Source organism: Leisingera sp. S132 (genome assembly GCF_025144465.1).
In the GTDB taxonomy this organism is placed as follows: domain Bacteria; phylum Pseudomonadota; class Alphaproteobacteria; order Rhodobacterales; family Rhodobacteraceae; genus Leisingera.
Window position 1 is genome coordinate 2,355,383 of the sequence record NZ_CP083553.1, and the last position, 13,487, is coordinate 2,368,869.

Sequence of the window (13,487 nt, forward strand, 5' to 3'; positions counted from 1 at the left end):
GACAAAGGCGCCTGAACGGCGCCCTTGCGTGTTTCGTGATACTGCTTTTAAAAGAAGCGTTTAGCTTGCTTTTTCCAGCTCGAACGCGTCATGCAGCGCCTGCACGGCCAGCTCCATGTACTTGCGGTCGATCAGCACCGAGATCTTGATCTCGGAGGTGGTGATCACCTTGATGTTGATGCCCTCATCCGACAGCACCTTGAACATCTTGGCCGCCACGCCGGACTGCGAGCGCATGCCGATGCCGACCACCGACACCTTGGCCACATCCTTGTCGGCCAGCAGCTCGGCATAGTTCAGCTCGCCCTGCTCCTTGATCGCCAGCAGCGCCTTTTCGGCGCGCGCCACCTGATCGGTCGGGCAGGAGAAGGTCATGTCGGTGCGGCCATCCTCAGAGACGTCCTGCACGATCATGTCGACATTCACACCCGCCTCGGACAGCGTGGTAAAGATCGTCGCCGCGATCCCGGGGCGGTCGGCCACCGACTGCACGGTCAGCTTGGCCTCATCGCGGGAGTAGGCAACGCCGTTTACAACATTGGATTCCATGATTTCCTCCTCGTCGCAGACCAGGGTTCCGGCCTCGTCGGACTGTTCCTCAAAGCTCGACAGCACGCGCAGCTTCACATTGTAGCGCATTGCCAGTTCAACGGAGCGTGTTTGCAGCACCTTGGCCCCCAGCGAGGCCAGCTCCAGCATTTCCTCAAACGCAATCTTGTCCAGCTTGCGTGCCTTGCCGCAGATCCGCGGGTCGGTGGTATAGACGCCGTCCACATCGGTGTAGATATCGCAGCGTTCCGCATCAAACGCGGCGGCAAAGGCCACCGCGGTGGTGTCGGACCCGCCGCGGCCCAGGGTGGTGATGCGGCCCTCGGGGCTGATGCCCTGGAAACCGGCAACAACCGCCACCTTCATGCCCTCGGCAAACTTGGCGTTGATGTTTTCCGGCGGGATCTCCTCGATCCGCGCCTGGCTGTGCGCTGAGCTGGTCTTTAGCGGCACCTGCCAGCCCTGCCAGCTGCGCGCCGGGATATCCATCTCCTGCAGCGTCAGGGCCATCAGGCCCGCGGTCACGTTCTCGCCAGAGGATACAACGGCATCATATTCGCGCGCGTCATACAGCGGCGAGGTCTCATCGACCCAGCCCACCAGTTCATTGGTCTTGCCGGACATGGCAGAGACGATGACGATCACGTCATAGCCCTTGGCCACTTCAACGCCGACGCGTTTGGCGGCGCGGCGGATGCGGTCCAGGTTGGCGACAGACGTGCCGCCGAATTTCATCACAAGTACGGGCATATGGAACGGGTCTCCCTGCGCTTGCGGGTTTCGGTCCCGTGCCTCATATGCGAGCCGCCCCCCAAGGGCAAGGGCGCGCGGGCCTTCCCGGCAAGGAAGCTGCGGAGCTGCCAGAGATTTCGGCGCGGCAAAGCGCCACAGAGCGCCGCTTGCGCAACATCTGCCAATTCCGCACCCGCAGCGCGGGCAACCTGCCCGTCCCCCTGCAAAGGTGCCGCCTGCCGCGCGCTCAGGCGCGCCAGAACCGAACCGTCAGGATCGCATACACCGCCATCAGCTCCAGACGGCCGATCAGCATTGCGACGCTCAGAATCCACTTCGCGGGATCGTTGAGGGATGAGAAATTGCCCGCAGGCCCGATGATGTCCCCCAGCCCCGGCCCGATATTGGCCACCGCCGTCGCCGCGCCTGAGACCGAGGTCACGAAATCCAGCCCTGTCAGCGCCAGCATCCAGGCGACGATGCCGATGGTCACCACGAAGAACATGAAGAAGGAAATCACCGAGCTGAGAACATCAGCACTGACCGCCCGCCCCTCGAACCGCGGAACAAAGATTCCATGCGGTGACCGGATCCGCTGGATCTGCACCCGGATCGCCGAGAACAGCAGCTGATACCGGAAGATCTTCACTGAACAGGCCGTGGAGCCCGCGCAGCCCCCGATCAGCCCGATGAAGAAGAACACCATGATCAGGAAGCTGCCCCAGCCCATGTAGTCCACACTGGCATATCCGGTGCCGGAGATGATCGAAGTGATATTGAACAGCGCCTCGCGGAACGCCTGTTCGGGGTGGTGCGGGAACACATAGACCAGCACGCTGCTGGTGACGACGACCAGCAGCAGGATGAGGATCAGGAACACCCGGATCTGGCTGTCGCGGAACAGCGGCTCCGCATGGCCGTTGATCAGCTGCACATAACGCACAAACGGCAGCGCCGCGATGATCATGAAAACAGAGGCTGCATATTCGGCAGGCCCCGAGAAAGTGCCGAAGGAAGCGTCGTAGTTTGAAAACCCGCCGGTGGACATGGTGGTCAGCGCATGCACCAGCGCATCGAACCCCTCCAGGCCCAGCATCAGGTAGACGATCATGCACATCAGCGTCAGCGTCACGTAAATCAAAGAGATCTGCTTGGCGATCGCCTGCGCGCGCGGCAGGATTTTCCCCATAGTGTCAAAGGCTTCGGAGCGGAAGATCTGCATCCCCCCGACCCGCAGCTCAGGCAGGAACACCATTGCCACAACAATGATGCCGATGCCGCCCAGCCATTGCAGAATGCCGCGCCAGAGCAGCAGCCCGCGCGGCAGATCATCCAGACCGGAAATGACGGTTGAGCCGGTTGTGGTCAGCCCCGACATCGCCTCGAAAAACGCGTCGACAAACCGCAGCTCGGTTGCCCCCAGCATCAGGGGCACGGCGCCGAACAGCGGCAGCGCCACCCAGACCAGCGTGGTCAGAAGGAAGGTCTGGCGGATGCTCAGCCCCTCCTTCACCCCGTTGGCACAGCTGAGCGACAAGAGCCCGCCCACCAAAACGGTGAACACGGCGCTCTCCAGGAACACGGGCCACTCGCCCCGGCCATCATATAGATCGACCAGCAGCGGGAACACCATCATGGCTCCCAGAATGACGACCAGCAGGCCGATGACATACCCAACCGGGCGGAGATCCAACATGCGGCGCAGCGTTGGCCCCCCGCGCAGCCAGTGTCAAGTGGGCGGCGTCAGTCGCCGCTGCCGCTGGTGGCCGCTGCGTTGCGCTGCGGCATCTGCGGCGGGGTGGACGGCTTGCGCGGGCGCTTCGACGGCTCACCTTGCGGCTTTTGCACTTGGGAACCTGCCGGGGCCACGGGTGCTTGGGCCGCTGCCGGCTTGGCCGCGGGTGCTGCCGTTCCACCGCCGGCACCTTTTGAACCTTCCTGCGCACCTTCGCCGCGGCGGGCGGAGACACTGCGGAACTCCGCAGGCTTCGCCTCCGCCTTCCCCCCGACCGATTTTCCGGTTGAGCTGACCGGTTCAGCCGCAGGCGCAGGTTTCACTGTTTCCTTGACCGCTTCGGCCCCGGCCGCTGCTTGTTGCGATGCCTCTGGCTTTGCGGCCACCGGCTTGACAGCCTCCGGATTGGGCTCCGCAGCTGCTTCAGCCGGCTTCGGAGCAGCCCTTTTGCGCACCGGTGCCTTGCGCGCAGTTGTCTTGCGCGCCGCGGGTTTGCGGCCCGCAGCCTTGCGCGGGGCGGGCTTTTTGGACTTGGCTGCTGCCGGCTCATCGGCTTCCACCGCTGCTGCGGGCTCTGCTTCCGGCGCGTCCTCAGCTGCAGCAGCGGCATCCCCTGCCACAACCGGAACACCCGCCTGCAGCAGCCGCCGCTGGGCCTCCAGCATCGACTGCGCCAGCTGCATCTGCGCCAGCGGCGCCTGCAGCGCGGCCTCTGCCGCCTGGCGCCACAGCTTCAGCTGCAGCCCGGCTGCATAGCCTGCCCATTCATGCGTCTTGACCGTCAGGCCGGGGATATTGTGAAAGCTCGTCATTTGTTACTCCTAAAGTCCTGCACTGCACTTGCTCCGGTACCGCGCTGCAGTTCCCGGGCAAAGAAATACGGGAGCGGCCGCCGGGGGTGTCCCGGGCCTGATGCAGCGGAAAACGGGCCGTCAATTGCAGACACCTGCGCGCAAGCTCCCCTCACCCCCGGCAGGACGGCCGGGGGGATTCGCATTGACGCTAGCATGAAGCGCTGCGTTGCGGCGTAAAAAATGCGGCAATGCAGAAATTGCCGGAAGACCAACCGGCTGACCCGGCGGAAACCCGCCTGAAAATCAGGCAGTCCGGCCCGCTTTAGCCCTGATGGATAAGGGTTGCGAACAGTTTCGGGTCCAGGCTCATCGCCTTGAACAGGTCGCCTTGCGTCAGCACGCTGACCGCATCATGGCTGTGCAGGCTTTCCTGATGGCTCGCCACCACCCGGAAATCACCAATCCGCGCGTCGCCCTGCAGCGCCTCACAGAACAGCCGCGCCGCATCCTCGACAAAGATCGGATTGGCAGCGTTCAGCTCGGCAAAGGCCTGTTCGTCCTCGCGCTTGACCATCACCTGGGTTTCGGTCGGCACCGCCCTGCGGCACAGCTCGATCAGATCCTCAAACCACAGGCAGTCGCTGCCGGGCACCGACTGCACCGAAATCCGCGCGACGGAGCGCTGCGAATGCGGCGTCGCCAATTGCCCCCGCGCCTGGCGGGCGTGCTCCGACAGCTCCAGCGAGCACGGGCAGGTCGAGGAATAGACATAGTCCAGATGCATGATCTTCTCACGCACCCCGTCATGGTCCACCAGTTCCAGCGCAAAATCGTAATACTGGTAGCCGCTGAGACCGGAACGCAGGCTGCTGACCCGCGCCGGGAAGGAGAACCGCATCTGGATGCGCGCATCCGGGCTGTCCAGGTCGCTCAGGTAATCATCCAGCGCGCTTGCCATCACTTCAAAGCTGAAAGTGCGCTCCGCGTGCTTGTAAAACGTGCGCATGATCCGGGACATGTTGATGCCCTTCTTGCCCGCATCCAGGCTGACAGTGCCGGTCACGCTGGTCTCCAGCGTCAGATCGCCATCATCACGGGTGTGGAAGCGGATCGGCAGGCGGAAGTTCGAAATCCCCACATGCTGGATCTGCTCCTTGGCGCCGCGGATCAGGCTGGTCGGCCCGTTCTGCAGGTCAGGCAGTGTCGCGCGGTAGGCTTCGTCGGATTTGAACTCCTCAGGGTACTGACGCGACAGTTCAGGATAATTGCCAACCTCGCGGCCCGGCAGCAGCCGCGCCACCGCCGGGTCCAGTTCGGCAATCTCGGTATCGGTCACGGTGCCGGCCCAGGCCCGCAGCACATCCAGCGCGGCAGCAGCTGCCTCGCGGTCCGGCGCCTCGGCAGCGTCGCGGTTGTGAATGTTCATCGGCGTTTCCCCCAGTGATACGGGCCCCATATAGGGTGCGGCAGGCCACCCTCATATACTGTTACGCGGCAATTTTCAAAACGGATCCGCCATTTGCGGCAGAACCGGCGCCTTATCGGACCCCCAGCACCTCCGCAAGGGTCCGCAAGCGCCGTGAGCGCGACTTGTAATGCGCGGTCACCAGCACATAGGGGCGCGGCATTTCCTGCACCGGCCCGTTCAGGCGGTGCAGCCTGCCCGCGCGGATTTCGCCGCCTATTACCTGTTCCGGCAGCAGCGCAATCCCCAGCCCCGCCTGCACCAGAGCCACCACCGAAGGCACCGACTGCCCGATGACTGCCGAGGCCAATTCCGCCCGCTCAATTGCGTGCTGCACAAAATACTGCCGCCAGCCCGGAACGGAGGAAATGGTCTCGCCCCAGCTGACCTCCACCAGCGGCGCCGTGCGGATCTCCATTCGCGGATCCAGGCCAACCGGCACCAGCCGGTCCGTGAACAGGGGCTGCGTCCGGTGCTCGGGGTGTTCGCCGCCATAGGTCAGCCGCGCATCAATGCCCTCGGCCTCCAAATCGATCCGGTCATCCTCGATCCTGAGCCGCACAGGCACATCCGGCCGCACCTCCGCAAATGCCTTCAGCCGCTCCGGCAGCCACAGCTGCGCCAATGCGGGCGTGGCGGAGATCACCAGCGGCCGCCGGGTGCCGCCCTCGGTCAGCGCCTCTGTGAAACTGGCAATCTCCGCCAGCGACATCGCCGCCTTCTGATAATAATCCCGCCCGGCATCGGTCAGCCGCACCTGGTTGGCGCGGCGGGTGAACAGTTTCAGCCCCAGCCACTCCTCCAGGTTCTTCACCTGCATCGACACCGCCGCGGAACTGACCCCCAGTTCCGCCCCGGCAGCCGAAAAGCTCCCGGTCCGGGCAGCGCATTCAAAGGCGCGCAGGGCATTGAGCGGCGGCAGCTTCATGGCGGCACAGTGCAAGAAAACCTTATGCTCGCCAAGATATTTTATAGTGGTCAGATCCCCGCACAGCGCGCAGGCTTGGGAAAACACGAAGCCCCAAGGAACACCCCATGCGCGACATCCTCGATCTCGACCGTTACCCGCTCGACCGCCCCGGCACCCCGGAATGGCAGGCGCTGGTGGACCGCTGCCGCGCAGAGCTGGCTGCCGACGGCATGTTCAGCCTCGAAGGTCTGATGAAACCAGAGGCGGCCCAGGGCGCTGCCGATGCACTGAAGGGCAAGTTCGAGACCGAAAGCTTCCACCACAAGCGCTGGCACAACATCTATTTCAAGGACGCGGTCGACGGCCTGGCGCCGGACCACCCCGCGCTGCAAAAGGTTGAGACCTCGAACTTCACCCTCTGCGCCGACCAGTTCCCAGACTCACCGGTGCTACGCCTGTATGATTGGCCGCCCTTTGCAGAGTTCCTCGCTGCCACCATGGACAAGCCCGCGCTCTACACCATGGACGACCCGCTGGCGCGGCTGAACATCATGTCCTACGGCGCAAGCCAGGCGCTGAACTGGCATTTCGACCGCTCCGAGTTCACCACCACCATGCTGCTGCAAGCCCCCGAAGAAGGCGGCGAGTTCATCTACAGCCCCGAACTGCGCACGGATGACGACCCGAACTACGAAGGCGTCGAGCGGCTGCTGGCGGGCCAAGACCCCAACATGCGCACAATCACCCTTGATCCCGGCACCCTCAACATTTTCCGCGGCAAGAACTCGCCGCACCGGGTCGGCACCGTCAAGGGGGACAAGACGCGGGTGATCGCCGTCTTCACCTTCTACGAAAACCCGGGCGTGCGGTTCACGGACGCGGAAAACATCGGCTTCTACGGCCGCGCCTCATGACCGAACTGGCCGTTTTCAAGGACGAGCGCAAACGCACCTTCCTGAATGCGGAGGGTGCCGATAAGCCGCTGAAATCACCGCTGGGTCAAGACATTCTGGACCGCGCCCGCGCCTACCGCCTGCAGCGGCTGCGCGATGAAATGGCGTGCCAGGACGTGGCGGGCCTGCTGCTCTATGACCCGGTCAACATCCGCTATGCGTTTGACTGTTCCAACATGTCGATCTGGACCGCCCACAACCCGATCCGCTTCGCGCTGATCCTGAATGGCGGGCCGGGCATCATGTTCGAATTCAAGGGCTGCGAGCATCTGAACGACGGGCTGCCCGGCATTGACGAGGTCAGGCATGCCATCGGCTGGATGTTCATGTGCGCCGGCGACCAGGCCGCGGACCGGCTGACGCCCTGGGCGGCGGAGATCGCCAAGCTGGTCACGCAATACGGCGGCGGCAACCTGCGGCTGGGCGTCGACAGGATGGAGCCCGAGGGCGTGCACGCCCTGTCAGAACACGGCCTGCAGATCATCGACGGCGGCCAAGTCACCGAGACCGCCCGCGCCATCAAATCGGCGGATGAAATCGAACTGATGCGCTGGACCATCCGCGTTTGCGAGGCCGGTATGGCCCGGATCTACGAACACTCGGTGCCCGGCGTGACCGAGCAGGAGCTCTGGGCGCATCTGCATTTCGAGAATGCCCGCTCCGGCGGCGAATGGCTGGAAACCAAGCTGCTCACATGCGGACCCAACACCAGCCCCTGGTACAAGGAATGCTCCGCCCGCGAGTGCCGCGAAGGCGAAATGATCTCCTTCGACACCGACATGATCGGCCCCTACGGCTATTGCGCTGACCTCTCGCGCAGCTGGACCTGCGGCTATGTGCCGATGAATGATACGCAAAAGCGTCTGTACGCGGCGGCGCGGGCGCAGATCGAACACAACATGGCGCTGTTGCAGCCCGGATTGAGTTTCGCGGAGTTCAACGTCAAAAGCTGGCAGATCCCGGAACCTTACCAGCCCTACCGCTATTCTTTGGCTGCGCATGGCGTGGGCATGGCCGATGAATGGCCGGTGGTGCCGCTGCATGTGGATTTTGAGGGCGCCCACGGCGGTGAGTTCGAGGAGAATATGGTGATCTGCATCGAAAGCCTGATCGGCGAGAAAGGCTCCGAGTCGGTCAAGCTGGAAACCCAGGTGCTGGTCACCGCAGACGGACCAGTGCGGCTCGACAGTTTTCCCTGGGAAATGTGACCCGGTTAAAAAAGAGAGGGGGCTGTCTGCCCCCTCTTGAGCCTCCGGCTCAATTCACCCCCGAGAGTATTTCAGGAAAGATGAAATCCCGCCGGGTCTTTGGTATCAGCCCTGCGAGGCCTCCAGCGCTGCCTTCAGGTCGGCGATCAGGTCATCGGCATCCTCAAGGCCCACCGAAAAGCGCACAAGACCCGGGGTGATGCCCAGTTCGTCTTTCAGCTCGTCGGTCAGCCGCTGGTGGGTCGTGGTCGCCGGATGGGTGGCGATGGACTTGGCGTCGCCCAGGTTGTTGGAGATCACCGGGATGGTCATCGCGTTCAGGAACTTGAACGCGGCCGCCTTGCCGCCCTTCAGGTCCAGCGACAAGACGGTGCCGCCTTTGCCGCCCAGCTGGGTCTGCACCAGCGCGTTCTGCGCGTGGTCCTTCAGCCCCGGATAAATGGTGCGTTCCAGCGCCGGGTGGCCGTTCAGGGCCTCAGCGATTTTCAGCGCAGTCTCCGCCTGGGCGTTCACCCGCAGCGAAATGGTTTCCAGCCCCTTCAGCATCACCCAGGCATTGAACGGGCTGAGCGATCCGCCGGTGTGCTTCATATAGGGTTCCAGCGTGCCGCGGATATAGTCCTTGGTGCCCAGCACCACCCCGCCCAGCGCCCGGCCCTGGCCGTCGATATGCTTGGTCGCGGAATAGATCACCACATCGGCGCCCTGCGCGATGGCGTTGGAGAACACCGGGGTCGAGAACACGTTGTCCACCACCACCGTGGCGCCAACAGAATGCGCAATCTCCGCAACGCCAGCGATGTCAATCACCTCCAGCGTCGGGTTCGACATGCTCTCAAAGAACACCGCCCTGGTGTCCGGACGCACGGCGGCCTTCCAGGCGTCCAGATCAGTGCCGTCGATGAAGGTGACCTCAACCCCGAAGCGGCCCAGCACATCGGCCAGGATATAGTTGCAGGAGCCGAACAGCGCCTTGGCCGAAACGATATGGTCGCCCGCCTTCACCAGCGAGGTCAGTGCGCCGTTGACTGCCGCCATGCCGGAGGCGGTGGAAAAGGCGTCCTCGGCCCCTTCCAGCGCCGCGATGCGCTTTTCGAACATGTCGACGGTCGGGTTGCCGTAACGGGCATAGATGAACTCGTCCGGGCCGGTTTCGATGAAGCGTGCCTCGGCCTGCTCGGCGGTCTCATAGACGAACCCTTGTGTCAGGAAGATCGCCTCGCTCACCTCGTTGTACTGGCTGCGGCGGGTACCGCCATGCACCAGCGTGGTGCGCTTGTTCCAGTTGTCGCTCATCTCTTCTGTCTCCTCGCGCCCTAAGCGCACAAAAAACCCCCAATCGGCCAAGCGAAAGGGGGTCCTTCACGTCCTGACCTCTTTAGCGGGATTGTTTAACGTGGCCCGCAATCCGGTAACAAATCGCCACGATGTGATGCTTGGGCTTTACGCATCTTGCGGGATTCGGTCAAGCGGCAGCATGTCCGGCAATCACAGCGATGTGAGGCACTCCGCCCCTTGCTTCACCGCCGCCGCCCGTGCTCCTGTGGTCCCGCACACAGACGGAGGCGCATGATGCAGGACCCCATCCAGCTGTTCTACTGGCCTACGCCGAATGGCTGGAAAATCTCCATCGCGCTGGAGGAAATGGGCCTGCCCTTTGACGTCACCCTGATCGACATCGGCAAAGGCGATCAGTTTGCGCCGGAGTTCCTGAAGATCTCCCCCAACAACCGGATGCCCGCGATCATCGACCCGGACGGGCCGGACGGCGCGCCGGTCTCGCTGTTCGAAAGCGGCGCCATTCTGCAGTACCTTGCCCGCAAGACCGGGCAGTTCTACGGCGCGGATGAGCGCGCCCGCCTGACTGTGGATCAATGGCTGATGTGGCAGATGGGCGGCGTCGGACCTATGGCAGGCCAGGCGCACCATTTTCTGAAGTATGCGCCTGAGGACCTGCCCTATGCCAAGGACCGTTACCGTTCTGAGGTCGCCCACCTCTACGGCGTGCTGGACCGGCAGCTGGCAGAAACTGAGTATGTGGCAGGTGCAGATTACACGATTGCCGATATGGCGGTCTGGCCCTGGGCCTCGCTCTGGGAAGGCCAGCAGCAGGCCCTTGAAGACAAGCCGAATTTAGCCCGCTGGCTGGATCTGATGTGGTCGCGCCCCGGCGTGGTGGCGGGCCGGGCACTGCACGCGGACCTGCGCGCCGACCGGTCCGACACCAAGGCGCAGCAGGTGATTTTCGGCCAAGACCGCTAAGCCGCGCGCCCGTAGCGCACCGCAGGTGCGCTGCCCTGCCCAAGGCTTCATCTTTGATGACGCGCGAAGACGCGGGAGCCCGCCGCTGCCGCCAGAGGTCACTCCGCGGGGCCGGCCTCTTCTTCTTTGCCGTATTTCTGCAGCAGCGTTCCCTGAAACATGAAAAAGGCAAACATCGCCACCGGCAGGCCGAAGGTCTTGAAATAGACCCAGATCTCGGTGCTTTGCGTGCGCCAGATCAGCTCATTCGCCACCGCCAGGCCAAAGAAAAACGCGCACAGCCGCCGGGTCAGGATCATCCAGCCCTCCTGCTGCAGCGGCATCAGCTCTTCCATCACCACCTTGAGCCAGCTCTGCCCGCGCAAAAGGCCGATGCCCAAGAGGCCGCCGAACAGCAGATACAGCATCGTCGGCTTCATCTTGATAAAGCGGTCGTCGTTGAACCACACCGACATGCCGCCGAACAGCACCACCAGCACCAATGTGGCAAACTGCATCCGCGACAGGTGGCCCGTCAGCTTCCACAGCGCGAGCGTGGAGGCAATCATCAGCGGGATGAACGCCGCGGTGATGACGATGAAGCCCTTGTATTCGCTGCCGCCGATCAGAAACACCTCATCCTTCAGCTTCAGATAGCCGATGAAAAACAGGACAACGGGGCCCAGTTCCAGCAGCATCTTCAAAGTCGGGTTGATCTTCTTTGCGGCCATGGGGCCTCCTGTCAGTTCTGCACGCGGGCTTCAGCCGCCCATTTCCACTATCACGGCGCCCAAGGCGATCAAAGCCATCAGCGCAATCCGCCGCGGCCCCACGGTTTCCTTCAGCACCAGCCAGCCGATAAGGGCGGCAAACACGGTGGAGGTCTCGCGCAGCACCGCGGCCTCCCCCACCTTGTCCAGCCGCGTCGCCAGCATGATCGCCCCAAAGGACGCAAAGGCGACCAGCCCGCCAAAGAAGCCCCGCACCATCAGCGGCCCGGGTGCAGGCGGTTCTGCCATACTGCGCCAGCGGCTGAAGGCAATGACCGGAAACACCAGCCCGTCGATCATGAAAAACCAAGCGAGGAAGGTGAACGGATCCGCCGTCGCCCGGATGCCATAGGCGTCATATGTGGTGTAGGCGGCCACAAACAAGCCGGTCACCACCGCCAGCCCCAGCGCAATCCCCAGCGTGTCGCGGTTCACTGTCAGGTAGCGGTAGTTGTACCCCGCAAGGCCAAAGATCCCAGCCAGCAGCACCGCCACACCCAGCCATTGCACCAGCGTGAACACTTCGCCGAACAGGAAGAAGGAGCCAATGACGGTGAACAGCGGCCCGGTGCCGCGGACCACCGGGTAGACCACGGTGTAGCTGCCCTTGGTATAGGCCAGCGCCTGGAACAGCTTGTAAAAGACGTGGATCACCCAGGCGACGAAGAAGATCAGCCACATGTGCGGCTCCGGCCAGGGCACCACGAACAGTGCAAACGGCGCCGCCATCACGCAATAGGAAAAGTCGATCGCTCCGCGCGACAGCCAGGGATCATGCCGCCCCTTCTGCAGCGCACCGAACACCGCGTGCAGGAACGCCGCCCATATGGCCAGAAACAGCGCCGCCTGATGCCCGGCCTCGGTGCCTTCCAGGGAGATCAGCCAATCGCTCAAATCAAATGCCCTTGCTCAGCCGGGAAATGCGGTGGTTCAGGATTTCTCCAGCCCGGTTAGCGCTGCCGCGAATTCTTTCGGATCAAACGGCGCCAGGTCGTCAATCTGCTCGCCCACGCCGATGGCGTGGATCGGCAGGCCGAACTTGTCCGCCAGCGCTACCAGCACGCCACCTTTGGCGGTGCCATCGAGCTTGGTCATCACCAGGCCGGACACATCCGCCAGCTGCTGGAAGGTGCCAACCTGGCTCAGCGCGTTCTGGCCGGTGGTGGCGTCCAGCACCAAGAGCGTGTTGTGCGGCGCGGTCTCATCCTTCTTGCGGATGACGCGGACGATCTTGGCCAGCTCTTCCATCAGGTCGGCGCGGTTCTGCAACCGTCCTGCGGTGTCGATCATCAGAAGGTCAGCACCGTCTTCCTGGGCCTTGGTCATGGCGTCAAACGCCAAGGAGGCCGGGTCGGAGCCCTCGGGAGCGGTCAGCACCGGCACGCCGGCACGGTCGCCCCAGACCTGCAGCTGTTCGACGGCGGCGGCGCGGAAGGTGTCGCCCGCGGCAATCACCACCTTTTTGCCCGCGCCTTTGAACTGGCTGGCCAGCTTGCCGATGGTTGTGGTCTTGCCGGAGCCGTTCACCCCAACCACCAGCACCACCTGCGGGCGCTTGGCATAGATCGGCAGGGGCTTGGCCACCGGCTCCATGATGCGCGCCACTTCCTGCGCCAGCAGTTCCTTGATCTCGCGGCTGGAGACCTTCTTGCCCATCCGCCCCTCGGCCAGGTTGGCGGTCACGCGCAGCGCGGTGTCCACCCCCATGTCGGCGGCGATCAGCAGCTCTTCCAGCTGCTCCAGCATGTCGTCATCCAGCGCCCGGCGCGGCTCCGCCGCAGCAGAGCGGCCCATCAGGCGGCCCAGCAGGCCCGGTGATTTCTTCTCAGGCTCCGGCGCAGGCTGCGGTGCCGGTGCGGGCTCGGGTGCGGCCACCGCCTGCGGCTCCGGCGCAGGTTCCGGTTCCGGTGCAGGCTCCGGCTCAGCAACGGGTTCAGGCTGCGGAACCGGCGCTGGCGCAGGCTGCTCCGGCGTGACCGCCGGGGCCTCTGCCAGGGCCTGAACAGCCTCATCTGCAACGCTCTCCGCACCCTCCTCGACAATCGCATCGAGCCCCTGCTCGAGCTTGGAGGAGGATTTGAACAGCCGCTCCTTGAGCTTTGAGAAAAACGCCATCTTGGTCTCCGCAAA

General features: G+C 63.7%; 12 protein-coding genes and 1 riboswitch. Of the genes, 3 read left to right on the top strand and 9 right to left on the bottom strand.

The features are described 5' to 3' along the window. Positions 1 to 60: 60 nt before the first annotated feature. The 5 genes from K3725_RS11660 to K3725_RS11680 form a co-directional block, all read right to left on the bottom strand. On the bottom strand, positions 61 to 1,299 hold the full coding sequence (locus K3725_RS11660; RefSeq protein ID WP_260015499.1) for an aspartate kinase: 1,239 nt from the start codon (positions 1,297 to 1,299) through the stop codon (positions 61 to 63). Positions 1,300 to 1,528: 229 nt separating this feature from the next. Then, positions 1,529 to 2,977: a TrkH family potassium uptake protein gene (locus K3725_RS11665; RefSeq protein WP_260015500.1), complete on the bottom strand. Its 1,449-nt coding sequence runs from the start codon at positions 2,975 to 2,977 to the stop codon at positions 1,529 to 1,531. Between the two features lie 47 nt (positions 2,978 to 3,024). Continuing rightward, a complete protein-coding gene (locus K3725_RS11670) occupies positions 3,025 to 3,828 on the bottom strand; it encodes a hypothetical protein (protein WP_260015501.1) in 804 nt (267 codons plus the stop codon). 304 nt (positions 3,829 to 4,132) lie between these two features. After that, positions 4,133 to 5,236, bottom strand: coding sequence for a GTP cyclohydrolase FolE2 (gene folE2, locus K3725_RS11675; RefSeq protein WP_260015502.1), 1,104 nt, complete (start codon positions 5,234 to 5,236; stop codon positions 4,133 to 4,135). 112 nt (positions 5,237 to 5,348) lie between these two features. Next, entirely contained in the window at positions 5,349 to 6,203 is an 855-nt protein-coding gene (locus tag K3725_RS11680; protein ID WP_260015503.1) for a LysR family transcriptional regulator, read from the bottom strand. 107 nt (positions 6,204 to 6,310) lie between these two features. Here K3725_RS11680 and K3725_RS11685 point away from each other — a divergent pair, with 107 nt between their 5' ends. Both K3725_RS11685 and K3725_RS11690 read left to right on the top strand, forming a co-directional pair. After that, positions 6,311 to 7,099 (top strand): 2OG-Fe(II) oxygenase, encoded by a 789-nt coding sequence (locus K3725_RS11685; RefSeq protein WP_260015504.1) that lies wholly within the window; start codon positions 6,311 to 6,313, stop codon positions 7,097 to 7,099. Next, the gene (locus tag K3725_RS11690) at positions 7,096 to 8,346 is read left to right on the top strand and encodes a Xaa-Pro peptidase family protein (RefSeq protein ID WP_260015505.1); all 1,251 of its coding nucleotides are present in this window, start codon (positions 7,096 to 7,098) and stop codon (positions 8,344 to 8,346) included. Before K3725_RS11685 ends, K3725_RS11690 begins: the two co-directional genes overlap by 4 nt. A gap of 105 nt (positions 8,347 to 8,451) precedes the next feature. Here K3725_RS11690 and metZ read toward each other — a convergent pair whose 3' ends face one another. After that, on the bottom strand, positions 8,452 to 9,642 hold the full coding sequence (gene metZ / locus K3725_RS11695; protein ID WP_260015506.1) for an O-succinylhomoserine sulfhydrylase: 1,191 nt from the start codon (positions 9,640 to 9,642) through the stop codon (positions 8,452 to 8,454). Positions 9,643 to 9,703: 61 nt separating this feature from the next. Next, a riboswitch (SAM riboswitch) is annotated at positions 9,704 to 9,782 on the bottom strand. Between the two features lie 136 nt (positions 9,783 to 9,918). Between metZ and K3725_RS11700 the strand changes: the two genes are divergently transcribed. Further along, positions 9,919 to 10,608, top strand: coding sequence for a glutathione S-transferase N-terminal domain-containing protein (locus K3725_RS11700; RefSeq protein ID WP_260015507.1), 690 nt, complete (start codon positions 9,919 to 9,921; stop codon positions 10,606 to 10,608). 98 nt (positions 10,609 to 10,706) lie between these two features. Here K3725_RS11700 and K3725_RS11705 read toward each other — a convergent pair whose 3' ends face one another. Genes K3725_RS11705 through ftsY form a run of 3 tightly spaced genes read right to left on the bottom strand, consistent with a single transcriptional unit; the run spans position 10,707 to position 13,472 of the window. Beyond that, positions 10,707 to 11,318 (bottom strand): inner membrane-spanning protein YciB, encoded by a 612-nt coding sequence (locus tag K3725_RS11705; protein WP_260015508.1) that lies wholly within the window; start codon positions 11,316 to 11,318, stop codon positions 10,707 to 10,709. Positions 11,319 to 11,348: 30 nt separating this feature from the next. Continuing rightward, positions 11,349 to 12,251, bottom strand: a complete 903-nt coding sequence (locus K3725_RS11710) for a DMT family transporter (protein ID WP_260015509.1) — start codon at positions 12,249 to 12,251, stop codon at positions 11,349 to 11,351. 36 nt (positions 12,252 to 12,287) lie between these two features. Continuing rightward, positions 12,288 to 13,472: a signal recognition particle-docking protein FtsY gene (gene ftsY, locus K3725_RS11715; protein ID WP_260015510.1), complete on the bottom strand. Its 1,185-nt coding sequence runs from the start codon at positions 13,470 to 13,472 to the stop codon at positions 12,288 to 12,290. Between the last annotated feature and the right edge of the window lie 15 nt (positions 13,473 to 13,487).